The organism is Azospirillum sp. (assembly GCF_050789165.1).
Genome location: NZ_JBOZRT010000016.1, coordinates 25,144 through 43,020, shown reverse-complemented (window position 1 = coordinate 43,020; position 17,877 = coordinate 25,144). Strand labels below are relative to the sequence as shown.

The following is a 17,877-nucleotide window of genomic DNA, read 5'->3' as shown; positions in this document are numbered from 1 at the left end:
CGTGCGGGTGCTGATCCTCGGCGGCACCACGGAGGCGGCGGCGCTGGCGCGCGCGCTGACGGACGTAGACGTCGTCACCTCGCTGGCCGGCCGCACCCGCAGTCCTGCCACCCTGCCCGGCCAAGTAAGGATAGGCGGCTTCGGCGGGCCGCAGGGCTTGGCGGAGTACCTGGGCGCCGAAGCCATCGACGCGCTGATCGACGCCACCCATCCCTTCGCCGCGCGGATCTCCGCCAACGCCGCCGTGGCCGCCCGGCTGCGCCCGACGCCGCGCCTGATGCTGGTGCGCCCGGCGTGGGCGCCGCAATCCGGCGACCGCTGGACGACGGTCCCGAGCATTCCCGCCGCGTCCGGCGCGGTGCCCACGGGTGCCCGCGCCTTCCTCGCCATCGGCCGGCAGGAGCTGGCGCCCTTCGCCGGGCGCGCCGACGCGTGGTTCCTGATCCGCAGCGTCGAACCGCCGGACACGCCCCTTCCCCCACACCGCGCGGTCGTCACCGCGCGCGGCCCATTCCGGGAGGACGAGGAGGTGGCGCTGATGACGGAGCATCGGATCGACGTGCTGGTCGCCAAGAACAGCGGCGGCGACGACGCCAAGCTGGCCGCCGCACGGCGGCTGGAGATTCCGGTGGTGCTGGTGGAGCGTCCGGCGCTGCCGGATGGCGACCGCGTCGGTGCGGTGGCCGACGCGGTCGCGTGGATCGGCAGGCTGGGATAAAGCTACTTCCGCTCCGGCCGCAGCACGTGCACGTGCTGCGGGTCGTACAGCGCGCTGTCGCGGAAGCCGTGCGCGTCGAGCACGCGGCCGACCAGCACCAGCGCGGTGCGGGTCAGCTTGGCCTCGCGAACCTTGGCGCGAATGTCGGACAGCGTGCCGCGGATCACCCGCTGGTCCGGCCACGTCGCGCGGTAGACCACCGCCACCGGACAGTCGGCGCCATAGTGCGGCGACAGCTCGCTGACCACGTGGTCGAGGTTGCGCACCGACAGGTGGATCGCCAGCGTGGCCCGCGAGGCGCCCAGCGCTGACAGCTCCTCGCCCGGCGGCATCGGCGAGGACTTCATGGCGGTGCGCGTCAGGATGATGGTCTGCGCGACCTCGGGCAGCGTCAGCTCGGTCGCCAGCACCGCCGCGGCGGCTGCGAAGGCCGGCACCCCCGGCGTCACGTCGTAGGGGATGCCGAGGTCGGCGAGGCGCCGCATCTGCTCGGCGATGGCGCCGTAGATCGACGGATCGCCGGAGTGCACGCGCGCCACGTCCTTGCCCTCGGCGTGGGCGGCCTGGATCTCGGCGATGATCTCGTCGAGGTGCAGCGGCGCGGTGTCCACCACGCGGGCGCCCGGCGGCGCGTAGCCCACTACCTCCTCCGGCACCAGCGAGCCGGCGTACAGGCAGACCGGGCACTTCGCGATCAGGTCGCGTCCGCGCACGGTGATGAGGTCGGCGGCCCCCGGACCGGCGCCGATGAAATGGACGGTCATCGCGTTACCCCTCGCGCTTCGCGGCGTAACCCCGCGGCGTGTAGATCCAGGCGCCGCCATCGCCGCGCGGCACGGTGCGCGTCTCGCTGGAGCCGATCATCACCAGCGTCAGCATGTCGACCTGCGACGCATCGAGGTCTCCCAACGTCGTCAGCCGGATCGTCTCCCCCTCGCGCCCCAGGTTGCGGGCGAGGATGACCGGCGTCGCGGCCGGCCGGTGCTCCAGGAAGACGCGGCGAAGCTCGCCCAGCTGCGTGGTGCGGCGCTGCGAGACCGGGTTGTAGATGGCGACCACGAAGTCCCCCGCCGCCGCCGCGCGGATGCGCTGCTCGATCACCTCCCAGGGGGTGAGCAGGTCGGACAGCGAGATGGTGCAGAAGTCGTGCCCGAGCGGCGCCCCGGCCCGCGCCGCGGCGGCCTGCAGCGCCGAGATGCCGGGCGTCACCGCCACCTCGACGCGCTTCCAGGCGTCCACGCCCTCACGGTCGATCAGCTCGAAGACCAGCGTCGCCATGGCGTAGATGCCGGCGTCGCCACTCGACACCAGGGCGACGTTCAGGCCCTCGGCGGCGAGGTTCAGCGCGATGCGGCAGCGCTCGGTCTCCGCCCCCAGCTCGTAGCCGTGCCGGCGCTTGCCCTCGGCCGCCGGGCCGAGCAGGTCGAGGTACAGGTGGTAGCCGACGAGGTCGGTCGCCTCGGCCAGCCAGCGCTCCGCCTCCGGCGTGCGCCAGTCCGGCGTGCCGGGGCCCATGCCGACGATGGACACCCGCCCGCGCGCCCGGCCCGCCGCCGCGGGGTCGATGGGCAGCGGCGCCAGCGCCACGGCGCAGGTGGCGCGCGCCGAGCGGCGCTTCGGCACGACCAGCGCCGCGTGCGGCCCGGCGGCGGCAAGCGCCGCGCCCTCCGCGACGCCGTGGCAGCCGACCTCGGCGAACACGACCTCCGACGGGGTGGCGAGGCGCGGCGCCTCCTGCTCCAGCCGGGTGGCGTCGAAGAAGCGCGCCGGCACGCCCAGGGCGCGCGCCGCGGCGTGCACCGCCGGCTCGTCGGCCTTGAGGTCTAGGGAGGTCACCAGCGCCACCGCGCCCTCGGACAGACCGGCCTCGGCGAGGGTGGCGCGGACCAGGGCGACCACCTCGGCCGACTCCGCTCCGCGCTCGCAGCCCACGCCAACCGCCAGCACAGGCGGATGGTAGACGAGGGTGCGGGCGTCGCCGGCGACGGCGCGCTCGGTGACGCGCAGCACGTGGTCGGCATCCGGCGCGAACGGCAGCGTGGTGTCGCGCAGCCACGCGGCGTCGCCCTCCAGCCGGCACGACGCACCGGACAGCAGCGCCGCCATGAAGGGCTTGGCGTCCTGCGGGTTGGCGAGGCGCCAGCCCTCCGGCGGCTCGTCCAGCGCGACGCCGAAGGCGCGGTCGCCCGATGTCGTCACCGCCGCCACCACGCCGAACGCCTCGGCGATGCGGCGGGCCAGAACGTTGGCGCCGTGGTGGCCGCCCAGCAGCGGCACCACCGCCTCGCCGTCCTCGGCCAGCGCCAGCACCGGCGGCTCGGCGTGCTTGTCGGCCAGCAGCGGGGCCAGCGCCCGCACCAGGATCCCGGCGGCGCAGACGCCGACGATGGGCGTGCCGGCGGCGAACAGGGCGCGCAGGTGCTCCAGCGTGTCGGAGAACGCCTCGTCGGCGCCGTGGACGCGGCTGCCAAGGCCGTGCACGCGGGAGCCGGGCAGGACCGCCGCGGCGCTGCGCGCGGTGGCGAGTCCCTGCGGCGAGAGGACGACGAAGACCGGTGCTTTCATCGCGGGACCAGAATCATGGAGAAATAGGGAACCGGCGGCCGGACCTCGGCCAGCGGCAGCACGCGCTGCTCCGGCAGCCCGGCGCGCTCGACGTACAGCGCGCGCGCCGTGAGGCCCAGTTCGTCGACAACAGCGCGCACCTTGTCGAAGTGACGGCCGAGCTTCATCACCGCGGCGGCGTCGGTGGCGGCCAGCCGTTCCTTCAGGACGGCAGCGTCCAGCGGCGCCGGCAGCACGGTCAGCACATCGTTGCGCGACGTGAGCGGCACCGGCACCGCAGCGGCGGTCGCCATCAGTGAGCTGACGCCCGGCACGACCTGCACGGGGAAGCGCCCGGCCAGCCGGGTGAACAGGTACTGGAACGAGCCGTAGAAGAACGGGTCGCCCTCGCAGGGCATCGCCACGTCGCGGCCGGCGGCGAGGTGGACGGCGATCTCCTCGGCGGCACGGTCGTAGATGGCCTGCCCGTCCGACGCCGGGGCGCTCATGTCGATGCGGACGACGAGTTCGGTCTGCCCGCCCGGCAGGTGCCCGGCGACGATGGATCGCGCGAAACTGTCGCTGCCGTTGGCGGCGAGGTAGGCGATGACCGGGCAGGCGCGCAGCAGGCGCAACGCTTTCAACGTCACCAGTTCCGGATCGCCGGGGCCGACGCCCAACCCATACAGGGTGCCGGTCATGGCTTGACCACCGCCAGCTGCGTCACCGGGCGCAACGGCTTCCACCCGCTGAAACCGCCGAGATCGGCGGCGCGGCTCACCGACAGCTGCGTCAGGCCGCCACCGAGCTTGGCGTACAGGTCGATCAGCGCCCGCTCACCCTCCAGCGTAACGGCGTTGGCGACGAAGCGGCCGCCGGAAGGCAGCGCCTCCCAGCACGCCTCGGCAAGGCCGGGGACGGTGACGCCGCCGCCGACGAACACGGCGTCCGGCGCCGGCAGGGCGTTCAGCGCATCCGGCGCCGCGCCCTCGACGATCTTCAGTCCCGGCACGCCCAGCGCCGCGGCGTTCTCCGCGATCAGCGCCAGCCGGTCGGCGCGTGGCTCGATCGCGATGGCGCGGGCGCGCGGCGCGGCGCGCATCCACTCGATGGCGACGGAGCCGCAGCCGGCCCCAACGTCCCACAGCGTCTGCCCTGGCACGGGCATCAGCGCGGAGAGCGTCACCGCGCGCACCTCGCGCTTGGTGAGCTGGCCGTCGTGGCGGAAGGCGTCGTCGGGCAGGCCGGGCGTGCGCGGCAGCAGCGCGGCACCGGGCTCGGCGGCGCACTCGATGGCGATGGTGTTCAAGGCGGCGTGCGGCCGCTCCTCCCAGTCCGCGGCGGTCCCGGCGACGCGTTTTTCCAGGATGGGGTGGCCCATGCGCTCCAGCACCGTGATCCGGCTCGGGCCGTAGCCGCGCCCGCGCAGCAGCGCCGCCACCGCGGCCGGCGTGGTGCCGTCGGCGCTCAGCGCCAGGATGCGGGCGCCGGGAACCAGCGCGGGGTGCAGCAGTTCGACCGGGCGGCCGTGCAGCGTCAGGCACTCCACCTCCGCCCGCGCCCAGCCGAGCCGCGCGCAGGCCAGCGCGAAGGCGCTCGGCGCCGGCATCACCACGGTTTCGCCGACGGGGAAGTGCTTCAGCAGCGTCGTGCCGACGCCGTACAGCATCGGGTCGCCGCTCGCCAGCACGACGACCCGGACGTTGCGGCGGCACTCCAGCTTCTCGATCAGCGCGTCGAAGGGCGAGGGCCAGGCCAGCCGCTCCGCCTCGTGCTCGGGCAGCATGGCGAGGTGGCGCTCGCCGCCGACCAGCACTTCGGCCACGGTGATGGCGCGCAACGCCGCCTCGGACAGGCCGCCGACACCGTCCTCGCCGACGCCGATGATGGTCAGCCAGGGCTCCATCACGTGCCCAACCCCACCGCCAGTGCGTTGACCGCCGCTGCCGCCAGCGCGCTGCCGCCGCGCCGGCCGCGCACGGTGGCGAAGGACAGGCCGCGCGGGTTGCCGGCCAGTTCGGCCTTGGACTCCGCGGCGCCGACGAAGCCCACCGGGAAAGCCAGCACCGCCGCCGGGCGCGGCGCCCCGGCGTCGATCAGCTCCAGCAGGCGGAACAGCGCGGTCGGCGCGTTGCCGATGGCGACCACGGCGCCCTCCAGCTCCGGCAGCCAGCGGTCGACGGCGGCGGCCGAGCGCGTCGTGCCGATGGCGCGCGCCAGACCCGGCACCGCCGCGTCGTGCAGGTGGCAGAGGATGCGGTTCCTCGCCGGCAGCAGGCGCGCCGTGATGCCGGCGCCCACCATCTGCGCGTCCACCAGGATCGGCGCGCCGGCGCGCAGCGCGGCGCGGCCCTGCGCCACCACGTCGGCGGAGAACGCGATGTCGTCCGCCAGATCGACCATGCCGCAGGTGTGGATCAGGCGGATGGCCAGTTCCGCCACGTCCGGCGGGAAGCGCGCCAGGTCGGCTTCCGCCCGGATGGTGGCGAAGGACCGGCGGTAGATGGCGTCGGGATCGCGCAGGTAGTCCAACGCGGCGGGCTGATCAGTCGCCATCGGCGCCCGACCGCGTCAGGCTGCGCGGCCCCAGGGGATGGTCGGCGTGCGGGTACGGGTGGTGTCCGTGCCCAGGGCCGTGATCATGGCCATGCCCGTGATCGTGGTCATGGGGATGGTCGTGAGGATGGCCGTGCCCGTGATCATGATCGTGGTGGTGATCATGATCGTGGTCATGATGATGGTGGCCGTGACCATGGTGATGGTGATGGCCGCCGTGGTCGTGGTGGTGATCATCATGGTGATGGGCGCCGCCGTCCACGCCGATGCCCTCGACGTGATGGTGGTGGCTTTCCTGGCGCAGGCCAACCTCGTCCTCGAAGCCCAGGAAGGCCTCGCGGTACTTGCACATCTGACAGTTCATGTTGCCGGTGCCGTCCAGGATCTCCTGGACGCGGTCGCGCATGGTCTCCAGCACCATGGGGTGGTCGTTGAGGTAGGGCGCCTTGACGAACTCGATGTCCGGGTGGCGCGCCGCCACGGCGTCGGTGGCGTCGTAGATGCGGCGCACCAGAATGCCGGTGAACAGGAAGTACGGGAACACCACGATCCGCTTGTAGCCGAGGCGCGCGGCGTGCTCCAGACCCGGCTCGACCAGCGGGAAGGTGACGCCGGAGTAGGCGGTCTCGGCCCAGCCGAAGCCCATCCCTTCCCACAGCATACGGGTGACCTTGGCGACGTTGGAGTTGGCGTCGGGGTCCGACGAGCCGCGCCCGACCACCACCAGCAGCGTCTCGTGCCGCGGCACGCCGTCGCCGGCCGCCGCCAGCGCTTGCGCCACGCGGTCGCCGGCGGCGCGCAGCATCTTCAGGTCGATGGCCAGCTCGCGGCCGTAGTCGATGGTCAGTCCCGGCTTCTCGGCGGCGTAGGCGTTCAGCACCGAGGGGATGTCGTTCTTGGCGTGCCCGGCGGCGAACAGCATGGCCGGCACCGCCAGGATGCGGGTGCAGCCGGCCGCCACCAGCTTGTCCAGCCCCTCGCGCAGCACCGGCCGCGCGAACTCCAGGTAGCCGTACTCGACGTGCTCGTAGGGGAGCTGGTGGGCGAGCGTGTGCGCCACCGCGGCGAATTCGGCCACCGCCTGCGCGTCGCGGCTGCCGTGGCCGCAGATCATGACGCCGAGCTTCTCGCCCATGGACTCTTCCTTCACTGACCGGAAGCGCCTGGGGAGCGTGGGAGAGAACGAGCCGTACCATGGATCGCGCCCCGCCACCGGTGCACCCCGCCCGGAGCTTCGTTGACGTGTCGCGGCCGGGCAGGTCTCCTGGCTCGTGGGTCAGCGCCGCGGGACTGGCCTTCCCGGCCGGGATCGTCTCCGGCCAGTGGCATGCTTCGCCGTCGCGACTCGCCACACACAGTTGCGGGGGCAGCCGCGGCACCGGGCCGAAGCCCTTCCCGCGTTCCCTTTTCACCCGTCACCCCTACGGGGTGGCGGGAACCATGCCGCTGGGGGGCAGACTTAGGCCCCCGCAGCCCGCAAGGTCAACGACTTTATTCGGGCTTGCGGAGGCCGCGGCGCACTGCCAGAGTGTGCGCCGATGGTGCCCGGCACGGCCAAGCCACGCCGGGATAATAGGGAACACGGTGCGGTCGACCAAATCGAGGGACCAAGCCCGTGGCTGCCCCCGCAACTGTAAGCGGCGAGCCGGCTCATGCCACCGGATTCCGGGAAGGCATCGGCCACACGGCGACGACCCGCGAGCCAGGAAACCTGCCATCGAGGCTCAATCCAATCCGTCGGGTGTGACGGCACATGGAGACATCGATGACCAACACGACCGTTTCGTCCTCTTCCCGCAGCCTGTCGCGTTCGGAGACCCTGGTCGCCGCGCTGGTGGCGATGCTGCTCGGCAGCTTCCTGGTCTACGGCGCCGGCTTCGCCAACGCGCAGGCGCTGCACGACGCCGCGCACGACGCCCGGCACGCCTTCTCGTTCCCCTGCCACTAAGGCCGGGGCCATGTTGAGGCGGATTCTCTCCGCGGCGCTCGCCGCGGGGCTGCTGGCTGGCGTCCTCGTTTCCGTATTGCAGGCCGTCACCACGACACCGCTGATCCTCCAGGCCGAGGTGTTCGAGACCGGCGGCGGGGTGCATGACCACACCGGCCATGACCATTCCGCCCCCCTTCCCGCCGAACCCGAGGCGGAGGACGTCGTCACCCGCACCGCGCTGACGGCGGCGGCCAACCTCATCACCGGAGTCGGCTTCGCGCTGCTGGTCGTGGGGGCCTTCGCGCTGTCCGGCCGGCCGGTCGAGGCGCGCGAGGGAATGCTGTGGGGTCTGGGCGGCTTCGCCACCTTCACCCTGGCACCGGCCCTCGGCCTGCCGCCGGAGCTGCCCGGCACCATCGCCGCCGATCTGGCGTCGCGTCAGGCCTGGTGGGTCTTCGCGGCGCTGGGCGCGGCCGGCGGGCTGGCGGTGCTGGCGTTCGGCAAGGGGTGGTGGCGGCTTCCCGTGGGGCTGGCGCTGCTGGTCCTGCCGCACGCCGTCGGTGCACCGCACCCCGACGCCTTCGGCGGCTCCCCGCCGCCGGAGCTGGTGGCGCAGTTCGTCGCCAAGTCCATCGTGATCAGCGCCATCTTCTGGGCGGCGCTGGGCTGGATGGCCGGCGGCTTCTTCAAGCGCTTCGCATCCTAAAGTCTCGGCCGTGAAATGATTTGACGGCCGTCCGTTAACGCGGAAACCTGTCGTGCGTGCACAAGAACGTTCAACGTCCGCACGCACGACAGGGAGACCGAGACCGATGCTCACAAGCACCCGCTACCGTCTGGGCGCCGCCGCCGTGGCGCTCGCCCTGGCCTCGGGGCCGGCGCTGGCCGAGACCTGGGACATGCCGACGCCCTACCCCGACGGCAACTTCCACACCCAGAACGTCCGCCAGTTCGCGGACGACGTGAAGGCCGCCACCAACGGCAAGATCCAGATCACCGTCCATTCCAACGGCTCGCTGATCAAGCATCCGGAGATCAAGCGCGCCGTGCAGTCGGGCCAAGCGCAGCTGGGCGAGGTGCTGATCTCCTCCTGGGCGAACGAGGATCCGCTGTACGGCCTCGACTCGGTGCCCTTCCTGGCCACCGACTTCGCCTCGGCCAAGAAGCTCTACCAGGTCTCCAAGCCGTACCTGGAGAAGAAGCTGGAGCGGCAGAAGCTCAAGCTTCTGTACTCCGTCGCGTGGCCGCCGCAGGGCCTGTACGTGAAGCAGGAGATCGCCTCGGTCGCCGACCTCAAGGGGCAGAAGTTCCGCGCCTACAACCCGGCCACCACCCGCATCGCCGAACTGACCGGCGCCGTGCCCACCAAGATCGAGGCGGCCGAGGTGGCCCAGGCCTTCGGCACCGGCATCGTGTCGGCGATGATCACCTCGGCGGCGACCGGCGTGGACAGCAAGGCCTGGGACTTCGTCAAGGTCTACTACGACGTGCAGGCCTGGCTGCCGCGCAACATGGTGTTCGTCAGCCTGGACGTCTGGAACGGCCTGGACGACGCCACCAAGAAGGCGGTGCAGGACGCCGCGGCGAAGGCCGAGGCGCGCGGCTGGGACGGCTGGGAGAAGAAGACCGCCGACCTGAACAAGGCGCTGGCCGACAACGGCATGAAGGTGCTGGCCCCGCCGGCGGCGCTGAAGGACGGCTTCGCCGAGGTCGGCAAGACCATGACCGCCGAGTGGCAGAAGGCCGCTGGATCCGACGGCGAAGCGATCGTCGCGGCGTTCAGGAAGTAAGTTCGGCTGCCCCCTCCCTGCCCCTCCCCCGCTGGCGCGGTGGAGGGAACGAGCCCCCTCTCCCGCGAAGCGGGGGAGGGATGGGGAGGGGGCAAAATCCCTCCCGGAGTCCCCATGCGTCCTGCCCTGTCCGCGCTCTACCGGACCGCGGAGTTCCTCGGTGCGGTCCTGTTCGTGCTGATCGCAGTGCCGATCCTCGCCCTCGTGTTCGCCCGCCCGTTCGGCATCGCCATCCCCGCCGCCGACGAGTTCGCCGGCTACGCCATGGCCGGCTCCTTCGCGCTGATGCTCGGCCCCAGCCTGCGGCAGGGCGCGCACATCCGCGTCGGCATCATCGTGGAACGCCTGCACGGCGCGCCGCGGCGGGCGTTCGAGCTGCTGTGCCTCGCCTTCGCCACCGCTCTGACCGGCTACTTCGCCTTCCACTGGAGCCGCATGACCTGGCAGTCCTACGATTTCGGCGACGTCAGCCAGGGTGTGCTGCCGATCCCCTTGTGGATCCCGCAGACGATCATGGCCGCCGGCCTGATCGTGCTGGCCATTGCCTTCCTCGACGACCTGATCCGCGTCGCCAGTGGCCATCAGGCGACCTACGAAACCGCCGACGCACCGACCGAGGGCTGAGCCGCATGGATCCCACCACCGCTTCCATCGTCGTGGTCGTCGCCATGTTCGTCATGCTGGCGGCCGGCGTCTGGGTGGCGCTGGCGCTGGCCGGCGTCGGCTTCGTCGCCATGGCGCTGTTCACCTCGCGCCCCATCGGTCTGGTGATGGCCACCAACGTTTGGGGCGCCTCCACCTCGTGGACGCTGACCGCCCTGCCGCTGTTCATCTGGATGGGCGAGATCCTGTTCCGCACCCGCATCTCGTCGGACATGTTCCGCGGCCTCGCCCCCTGGATGGGCTGGCTGCCGGGGCGGCTGATGCACGTCAACATCGTCGGCTGCTCGATCTTCGCGGCGGTCTCCGGCTCCTCCGCCGCCACCGCCGCCACCATCGGCCGCATGACCATCCCGGAGCTGAAGCGGCGCGGCTACGACCCGATGATGATCGTCGGCTCGCTGGCCGGCGCCGGCACGCTGGGTCTGCTGATCCCGCCGTCCATCATCATGATCGTCTACGGCGTGGCGGCCGACGTCTCCATCGCCCGGCTGTTCATCGCCGGCGTGATTCCCGGCATCGTGCTGAGCGGGCTGTTCATGGCCTACGTCGCCGGCTGGTCGCTGCTCAACCCCGACAAGGTGCCGCCCAACGACATCCGCATGAGCTTCGGTGAGAAGATCCGCGAGACCGGCGCGCTGATCCCGGTGATGCTGCTGATCGTCGCGGTGCTCGGCTCCATCTACGGCGGCTTCGCCACGCCGACCGAGGCGGCGGCGGTCGGCGTGCTGGGCGCCCTGGTGCTGGCGGCGGTCACCGGCACGCTGAGCTGGGCGACCTTCCGCGACAGCGTGCTGGGCGGCGCGCGCACCACCTGCATGATCTCCTTCATCCTGGCGGGGGCGGCGTTCCTCACCGCCGCCATGGGCTACACCGGCATCCCGCGGGCGCTGGCCGAGTGGATCACGGCGCAGCAGTTCTCCACCATTTCGCTTCTGGCGGCGCTGACGGTGTTCTTCGTCATCATGGGCTGCTTCCTCGACGGCATCTCGATGGTGGTGCTGACCACGTCGGTGATCCTGCCGATGGTCCAGCAGGCGGGGATCGACCTGCTGTGGTTCGGCATCTACATCGTCATCGTGGTGGAGATGGCGCAGATCACCCCGCCCGTGGGATTCAACCTGTTCGTGCTGCAGCCGATGACCGGCTACGGCATCTTCACGATCGGCAAGGCGGCGATGCCGTTCTTCGTCGTGATGGTGCTGATGGTGGCGCTGCTGTGGGTCTTCCCGGGGATGGTGACCTGGCTACCGTCGCAGATGATGGGCTGACGGAGAACGGATGACAGGACGGGAGCAGGGCGGGCGCGACCTCCGGCTCGACTTCTTCCGGGGGCTGGCGCTGTGGTTCATCTTCGTGAACCACATCCCGGCCAACCAGTTCGCCTGGCTGACCTCGCGCAACTACGGCCTGAGCGACGCGTCGGAAGTGTTCGTCTTCATCTCCGGCTACACCTCGTCCATGGTGTACGCCAAGGTGTACGCGCGCAGCGGCTGGGGCTTCGCGTCGGCCAAGGTGCTGGACCGCTGCTGGACGCTGTACCTGACGTACATCTTCCTGTTCATCGCCTTCACCGCCCAGGTGGCGTACACCACGCGCGCCTTCGACAACCCGCTGTTCGCCGAGGAGATGGGCATCGGCAGCTTCTTCGCCGACCCGACGGTGGCGCTGGTGCAGGCGCTGCTGCTGAAGTTCCGCCCGGCCAACCTGGACATCCTGCCGCTCTACATCGTGCTGCTGCTGGTGGTGCCGCTGCTGCTGCCGGTGCTGGTGCGCGGCCCGATGCCGCTGCTGGCGGCGTCGGGCGGGCTGTACGTGCTGACCCGCCACTTCGGCTGGAACCTGCCCACCTACCCGGAGGGCGGCGAATGGTTCTTCAACCCCTTCGCCTGGCAGTTCATATTCGTGCTGGGCGCGGTGCTGCAGCGCTTCCCCGACGCCACCGCGGCGCTCACCCGGCCACGGCTGCCGGCGCTGCTGCTGGCGGCGGCGTACATCGCGGCGTCGATGCTGCTGGCGCTGTCCTGGCAGATCGCCTCGCTGGGCGCCTTCATGCCGCCGCGCCTGGGCGAGGTGCTGTACCCGATCAGCAAGACCGACCTCGACCCGTTGCGCGTCGTGCATTTCCTCGCGCTCGCCTACCTCGTCCTGCAGGTGGCGCGGCCGGGCAGCGCGTGGCTGCACTCCCGCCTGCTGGCGCCGGTGGTGCTGTGCGGCCGGCAGTCGCTGCACGTGTTCTGCCTGGGCATCTTCCTGTCCTTCGCCGGCCAGACGGTGCTGGTGCAGGTGAACGGCTCGCTTTTTGCGCAGTTTGCTGTCACAATTATCGGCATAACTGCCATGATTTTGACCGCACGCGTGCTCACGTGGTACCAGTCGGCCGGCCGGCCGCCCCGTCCGGCGGCCCCGGCGTTCGAGGACTCCGGCGCATGAAGCCTGCCGCTGCCCTGCTTCCGGCCATCCTGCTCGCCGCGACCGGCGCCCTCGCGCAGCAGCCGGCGGACGATCCCTGCGCGGTGCCGGAGAGCGTCCTGACCGTCGACGCACACCTGACCCGCGCGCAGAGCTGGCTGAAAAAGGCCGGCACCCTTCCCATCCTGGTCGTCAACACGGCGAAGGCGAACCCCGCGCGCGGCGAGGCCAGCTACCCCGCCCAGTTGGAAAAGGAGCTGGCGGCGCGCCTGCCCGGCCGCCGGGTGACGGTGGCGGTGCGCAACCTTCCGGGCGCCACGGCGCACGAGATGCTGCCCGCCATGGACGCGGCGGTGAAGGAGCAGCACCCGGCGCTGGTGGTCTGGCAGGTGGGCACCATGGACGCGATGCGCAACGTCGGCCCGGACGGCTTCGGCGCGGCGCTGGCGTCCGGCATCGCCCAGACGCACGCGCGGGGATCCGACATCGTCATCATGGACATGCAGTACAGCCCGCAGACCAGCCAGCTCATCACCTTCCAGCCCTACGTGGATTACGTGGAGTGGGTGACACAGAACAACGACGTGTTCCATTTCCCGCGCTATGAAATGATGCGCTATTGGATCGAGGAAGGGCGCGTGACCGTCGGATCGGAATCCAAGGAGGAGAACCTGAAGGCCTTCACCTTTGTGCATGGCTGCGTCGGCCGCCTGCTGGCGCAGACGATTTCCGCGATGCTCGACCGCACCGCGGAGAACGGTCAATGACGCGTCGTCTCGCCGTCCTCGTGTCCGCCGCGCTGCTGCTCTCATCCCCCACCCACGCCGCACCGCCCTCCTGCCCGGCCTCGGCCCAGCTCGCCGCGCTGTCGGCGCCGTTGCCGCACGTGGCCGAGAGTCTCGCCACCGGCGATCCGCTGCGCATCGTCGCCATCGGCTCGTCCTCCACCGCCGGGGCCGGAGCCAGCGACGCGGAGCACAGCTACCCCGCGCGCCTGTCCCACTACCTGCACCAGATCTTCCCGCGCGCCGACGTCACCGTGCTCAACAAGGGCGCCAACGGCGAGGTCGGCACCGACATGCTGGCCCGCTTCCAGCGCGACGTGATCGACCAGAAGCCCGACCTCGTGGTCTGGCAGGTCGCCGCCAACTCGGTGCTGCGCAACCTCGACCCGGCCGGGGCCGAGCGGATCATCCGCGACGGCGTGCGCCGGCTGAAGGCCGCCGGGCTCGACGTCGTGCTGATGGACCTGCAGTACTCCCCCGCCATGCTGGAGAAGCCGGTGCACACCGACATGCAGGCGCGCATCGCCCGCGTCGCGGCGGAGGAGGGGGTGGGCCTGTTCCGCCGCTTCGCGCTGATGCGCGGCTGGGTGCTGGCCAGCAACGCGGCCATCCCCGACCTCGTCGGGCCGGACGGCATCCACCACAACGACTTCGGCTACGACTGCATCGCCCGCGCGCTGGCCGGTTCGATCCAGGAGGCCGCAGGCCTCGGCTCGATCCAAAAGGCCGCCAGCCTCGGCCCGATCGGCCACGCCGCGCTGCATCGTCCATGACCGGTCACGCTGCGGGCCGCACCGCGTGGGCCGCGGTGGCGAGCGCCATCGGCATCGGCATCGCCGCGGCCATGAGCATCGGCAAGGTGCCCCCGGCCATGCCGCTGATCCGCAGCGAACTCGGCCTGTCGCTGGTCGAGGGCGGCTGGGTGATGTCGGTGTTCGCGACGCTGGGCGCCACCGCCGGCGTGGCGCTCGGCCTGCTGTCCGATTCCATCGGGCAGCGCCGCGGCATCTGGTTGGGCGTCGCCGCGCTGCTGCTCGGCGGCGTGCTGGGCGCGATGGCGGGAAGCGGCACGCTGCTGCTTCTGGCCCGCGTGGTCGAGGGCGTCGGGTTCATTTTCGTCACCGTCTCCGCGCCGTCGCTGATTCTCGCCGCCACGGCGCCGGCGGACCGCAGCTTCGCGTTCGGGCTCTGGTCGATCTACATGCCGAGCGGCAGCGCCATCGCCATGGTCCTCGCCGCCGGGGCGCTGCCGCTGGTCGGCTGGCGCGGGCTGTGGCTGGGGCTGCTGGCGCTGCTGCTGCTGGCGACGCTGGTGCTGACGCTGACCACCCGCCATCTGCCGGTGACGGCGCGCAGCACGCAGCATCCCGTCCGCCTGATCGCCGAGACGACCGGCCGTCCCGGCCTGTGGGGCTTCGCCCTGGCGTTCACCGCCTACGCGTTCCAGTGGATCTCGCTGATGGTCTGGCTGCCGAGCTTCCTGATGCAGGACCGCGGTCTGAGCGGCACCGCGGCGACGCTGCTGACGGCGCTGCTGGTGCTGGCCAACGTGCCGGGCTGCATCCTGGGCGGCTGGCTGATGCGCAAGGCGGTGCCGCGCGGCTGGCTGCTGGCCACCGCCAGCGCGGTGATGGCGCTGAGCGCGCCGCTGGCGGTGGCCGGGGTCGGGCCGGACGGGTTCCGCTACGCGCTGTGCCTGCTGTTCTCCTTCGCCGGCGGGATGCTGCCGGCGGCGAGCTTCTCGGGCGCCGCGGCGCACGCGCCGTCGCCGAAGCACCTCGCCTCGGCCAACGGCATGGTGCTGCAGGGCTCCAACCTCGGCCAGCTCCTGGGGCCCCCGCTGATCGCCCAGATCGTCTCGCAGGCCGGCGGCGACTGGCAGGCGGCCACCGTGACGCTGGCGGTGGCCGCCGCCTGCGCGGCGTCGCTGGGGCTGATGGTGGTAAGGATGGAGGGCGGCAAGGCCGCCCGCCGCACCGCCTGAGCCTCAGTCCATCAAGCTGTCCAGCCCGCGCCGCAGTCCGGCCTGCTCACCCACCTTGCGGACCGCCAGCAGCGTGCCGGCCACGTAGGGCGTGGCGCTGGAGCCGGCGTCGTGGCGGATGGTCAGGCGCTCGTCGGGCAGGCCGAACAGCGCTTCGCAGGACAGGATGAAGCCCGGCATCCGCACGGAGTGCACGCGGGTGCGGCCGATCTCGGCGCCGCGCGTCTCCTGCGGGCCGCGCAGCTCGCCCACCGGTTTGGAGGTCGGGTCCTGGCGCACGGCGCCAAGCCGCTCGGCCAGCTCGCGCCCGGTGCCGCTCGGCACGTCGGGCTTGGACGCCGAGGCGTAGTCGATGACCTCCACATCCGGCACGTACTTGGCCGCCATCAGGGCGAAGCGCGCCATCAGCGTCGCGGTGATCGAGAAGTTGCCGGCCGCCAGCACGCCCACGCCCTTCTCCCGCGCCGCCCGGTCGATCTCGGCGTAGTCCTCCGCCGTCAGGCCGGAGGTACCGACCACCACGTGCCGCCCGGCGGCGACCGCGGTCAGCGCGTGCCCCTTCACCAGGTCCGGCTTGGTGTAGTCGACCACCACGTCGCAGGATGCCCGCAGCGCCTCCTCCAGCGTGGCCGACACGGCCACGCCCAGCGGCGCCAGCCCGGCGACGCTTCCCGCGTCCTGGCCGGCGGCCCGGCGCGCCACGGCGCCGGCCAGCGTCAGGTCCGGCGCCGCCGCCACCGCGGCCACCAGCGCCCTGCCCACCCAGCCGGTCGCGCCGACGATGATCACGGATGTCGTCATGGAACTCTCCTCCCTTGGTTGGCATCACCCTACCTCTCCCGCCGGGGGTGGGGAACAGGTCACGCACACGAGCCATTCACTTCGGCGGCGCACGCAGATCTCGTGCCCACCGCCCGATCTGCGCTATAGGTTGGGCCGCCGTCAGGGAGAAGGGTCCGTATGAAGGTCAGCATCGACATGGGAGCGACGACGTCCGGGACGCCGGCGGCGCTCGACCTCGAGGAGCTGCTCGCGACCCGGCTGCTGGTGCAGGGCAACTCGGGTTCCGGCAAGTCGCACCTGCTGCGCCGCCTGATCGAGCAGAGCGCGCCATGGGTTCAGCAGGCGATCATCGACCCGGAGGGCGACTTCGTCACCCTGGCCGAGGCGTTCGGCCACGTGGTGGTGGAGGCCGCCGACCACACCGAGCCGGCGCTCCAGCGCATCGCCGGGCGGGTGCGGCAGCACCGCGTGTCGGTCGTGCTGAACCTGGAGGGGCTGGACACCGAGATGCAGATGCGGGCCTGCGCCGCCTTCCTGGGCGGGCTGTTCGATGCGGAGCGTGATTGCTGGTACCCGATGCTGGTGGTGGTGGACGAGGCGCAGCTGTTCGCCCCCGCCGCGGCCGGCGAGGTGTCGGACGAGGCGCGCAAGGTTTCGCTGGGCGCCATGACCAACCTGATGTGCCGCGGCCGCAAGCGCGGTCTGGCCGGCATCATCGCCACCCAGCGCCTCGCCAAGCTCGCCAAGAACGTGGCGGCGGAGGCGTCGAATTTCCTGATGGGCCGCACCTTCCTCGACATCGACATGGCCCGCGCCGCCGACCTCCTGGGCATGGAGCGCCGGCAGGCCGAAGCGTTCCGCGACCTGGAGCGCGGCCACTTCATCGCGCTGGGCCCCGCGCTGTCGCGCCGCCCGCTGCCGATCCGCATCGGCGACGTGCGGACGCACGGCCGCACCGGCAGCCCGAAGCTCATGCCGCTGCCGGACACACCGACCGAGGACGCCCGCGACCTGATCCTCCAACCCGGCGAGCCCGATCCGCCGACCCGCCCGGTGGTGGTGCGCCGCCCGCCGCCCCCGCCGCCGCCCAGCACCAACGACATCCTGATGCAGCTGGTGCAGGCCCGGCCCGCCGCCATGGCCGCCGCGGCCGAGGAGGAGCCGGCCGAGGACCAGGGTCCGGTCCTGGACGAGATCCTGCGCCAGGTGCTGGCCGACCCGGAGGCGTCGTTCCGTTCGGTGGCGGTGCTGTACCAGGACTTCCTGGTGCGCTGCCGGATCCACAACCTGCGCGGCAAACCGCTCGACCTGCCGGCCTTCCGCCGCCGCCTCGCCACCGTGCGCGCCGGCGTCGACGCGCAAGCCGGCGACAGCCCGGACTGGGAGAAGGCGACGGCCTGCGCCGCCGAGCTGGCGGAGGACCTGCAGGGCGTCTTCCTGCTGCTGGCCCGCGCCGCCATGGACCGCGCCGCCTGCCCGTCCGACGCCGAGATCGCGCGCGCCTGCGGCAGCCGCTCCACTGGGCGGGCGCGGCGGCTGGTGGCCTACATGGAGCAGCGCAACCTCGTGGTCAGCCGCAACGACCGCATGGGCCGCCGCATCATCGCCCTGCCGGCGCTGGGCTGGGAGACGGCCCCCGGCGACCCGAACGCGGCGGACGAGCGGCCAAGCGACGAGGGCGGCGACCTGTTCGCGGTGGCGTGACTCCCGCGGCG

The 17,877-nt window shown here is 72.0% G+C and carries 18 protein-coding genes and 2 riboswitches; of the genes, 11 read left to right on the top strand and 7 right to left on the bottom strand.

The window, feature by feature from the left end:
* Position 1 precedes the first annotated feature (1 nt).
* Positions 2–718, top strand: coding sequence for a cobalt-precorrin-6A reductase (locus tag ACRWK7_RS02630; RefSeq protein WP_431854614.1), 717 nt, complete (start codon positions 2–4; stop codon positions 716–718).
* A 2-nt stretch (positions 719–720) separates the two neighbouring features.
* On the opposite strand, the gene cobM is transcribed toward ACRWK7_RS02630, so the two are convergent.
* The 6 genes from cobM to ACRWK7_RS02600 are packed head-to-tail and all read right to left on the bottom strand — an operon-like array spanning position 721 to position 6,953.
* Positions 721–1,482 (bottom strand): precorrin-4 C(11)-methyltransferase, encoded by a 762-nt coding sequence (gene cobM, locus ACRWK7_RS02625; RefSeq protein WP_431854613.1) that lies wholly within the window; start codon positions 1,480–1,482, stop codon positions 721–723.
* Positions 1,483–1,486: 4 nt separating this feature from the next.
* Entirely contained in the window at positions 1,487–3,283 is a 1,797-nt protein-coding gene (gene cobJ, locus ACRWK7_RS02620; RefSeq protein WP_431854612.1) for a precorrin-3B C(17)-methyltransferase, read from the bottom strand.
* Positions 3,280–3,963: a precorrin-2 C(20)-methyltransferase gene (gene cobI / locus ACRWK7_RS02615; RefSeq protein ID WP_431854611.1), complete on the bottom strand. Its 684-nt coding sequence runs from the start codon at positions 3,961–3,963 to the stop codon at positions 3,280–3,282. Before cobI ends, cobJ begins: the two co-directional genes overlap by 4 nt.
* Positions 3,960–5,168 (bottom strand): precorrin-6y C5,15-methyltransferase (decarboxylating) subunit CbiE, encoded by a 1,209-nt coding sequence (gene cbiE / locus ACRWK7_RS02610; RefSeq protein WP_431854700.1) that lies wholly within the window; start codon positions 5,166–5,168, stop codon positions 3,960–3,962. Before cbiE ends, cobI begins: the two co-directional genes overlap by 4 nt.
* A complete protein-coding gene (locus ACRWK7_RS02605; RefSeq protein WP_431854610.1) occupies positions 5,168–5,818 on the bottom strand; it encodes a precorrin-8X methylmutase in 651 nt (216 codons plus the stop codon). Before ACRWK7_RS02605 ends, cbiE begins: the two co-directional genes overlap by 1 nt.
* A complete protein-coding gene (locus tag ACRWK7_RS02600) occupies positions 5,808–6,953 on the bottom strand; it encodes a sirohydrochlorin chelatase (RefSeq protein ID WP_431854609.1) in 1,146 nt (381 codons plus the stop codon). Before ACRWK7_RS02600 ends, ACRWK7_RS02605 begins: the two co-directional genes overlap by 11 nt.
* A 102-nt stretch (positions 6,954–7,055) precedes the next feature.
* A riboswitch (cobalamin riboswitch) is annotated at positions 7,056–7,276 on the bottom strand.
* A gap of 64 nt (positions 7,277–7,340) precedes the next feature.
* A riboswitch (cobalamin riboswitch) is annotated at positions 7,341–7,551 on the top strand.
* A 32-nt stretch (positions 7,552–7,583) separates the two neighbouring features.
* Here ACRWK7_RS02600 and ACRWK7_RS02595 point away from each other — a divergent pair.
* The 9 genes from ACRWK7_RS02595 (at position 7,584) to ACRWK7_RS02555 (ending at position 15,379) form a co-directional block, all read left to right on the top strand.
* Positions 7,584–7,766, top strand: coding sequence for a CbtB domain-containing protein (locus tag ACRWK7_RS02595; RefSeq protein ID WP_431854608.1), 183 nt, complete (start codon positions 7,584–7,586; stop codon positions 7,764–7,766).
* 10 nt (positions 7,767–7,776) lie between these two features.
* A complete protein-coding gene (locus tag ACRWK7_RS02590) occupies positions 7,777–8,454 on the top strand; it encodes a CbtA family protein (protein ID WP_431854607.1) in 678 nt (225 codons plus the stop codon).
* Positions 8,455–8,560: 106 nt separating this feature from the next.
* Positions 8,561–9,538 (top strand): TRAP transporter substrate-binding protein, encoded by a 978-nt coding sequence (locus tag ACRWK7_RS02585; protein WP_431854606.1) that lies wholly within the window; start codon positions 8,561–8,563, stop codon positions 9,536–9,538.
* Between the two features lie 114 nt (positions 9,539–9,652).
* Positions 9,653–10,162 (top strand): TRAP transporter small permease, encoded by a 510-nt coding sequence (locus ACRWK7_RS02580; protein WP_431854605.1) that lies wholly within the window; start codon positions 9,653–9,655, stop codon positions 10,160–10,162.
* 5 nt (positions 10,163–10,167) lie between these two features.
* Complete coding sequence (locus tag ACRWK7_RS02575; RefSeq protein WP_431854604.1) at positions 10,168–11,469, top strand: TRAP transporter large permease; 1,302 nt, start codon at positions 10,168–10,170, stop codon at positions 11,467–11,469.
* A 10-nt stretch (positions 11,470–11,479) separates the two neighbouring features.
* Complete coding sequence (locus tag ACRWK7_RS02570; protein ID WP_431854603.1) at positions 11,480–12,631, top strand: OpgC family protein; 1,152 nt, start codon at positions 11,480–11,482, stop codon at positions 12,629–12,631.
* A complete protein-coding gene (locus ACRWK7_RS02565; RefSeq protein WP_431854602.1) occupies positions 12,628–13,377 on the top strand; it encodes an SGNH/GDSL hydrolase family protein in 750 nt (249 codons plus the stop codon). Before ACRWK7_RS02570 ends, ACRWK7_RS02565 begins: the two co-directional genes overlap by 4 nt.
* On the top strand, positions 13,374–14,168 hold the full coding sequence (locus tag ACRWK7_RS02560; RefSeq protein ID WP_431854601.1) for an SGNH/GDSL hydrolase family protein: 795 nt from the start codon (positions 13,374–13,376) through the stop codon (positions 14,166–14,168). Before ACRWK7_RS02565 ends, ACRWK7_RS02560 begins: the two co-directional genes overlap by 4 nt.
* On the top strand, positions 14,165–15,379 hold the full coding sequence (locus ACRWK7_RS02555; RefSeq protein ID WP_431854600.1) for a CynX/NimT family MFS transporter: 1,215 nt from the start codon (positions 14,165–14,167) through the stop codon (positions 15,377–15,379). The genes ACRWK7_RS02560 and ACRWK7_RS02555 overlap by 4 nt, the downstream gene beginning before the upstream one ends.
* Positions 15,380–15,382: 3 nt before the next feature.
* On the opposite strand, the gene dapB is transcribed toward ACRWK7_RS02555, so the two are convergent.
* Positions 15,383–16,180, bottom strand: a complete 798-nt coding sequence (gene dapB, locus ACRWK7_RS02550; protein WP_431854599.1) for a 4-hydroxy-tetrahydrodipicolinate reductase — start codon at positions 16,178–16,180, stop codon at positions 15,383–15,385.
* 159 nt (positions 16,181–16,339) lie between these two features.
* Here dapB and ACRWK7_RS02545 point away from each other — a divergent pair, with 159 nt between their 5' ends.
* Entirely contained in the window at positions 16,340–17,866 is a 1,527-nt protein-coding gene (locus ACRWK7_RS02545; protein WP_431854597.1) for an ATP-binding protein, read from the top strand.
* Positions 17,867–17,877 lie beyond the last annotated feature (11 nt).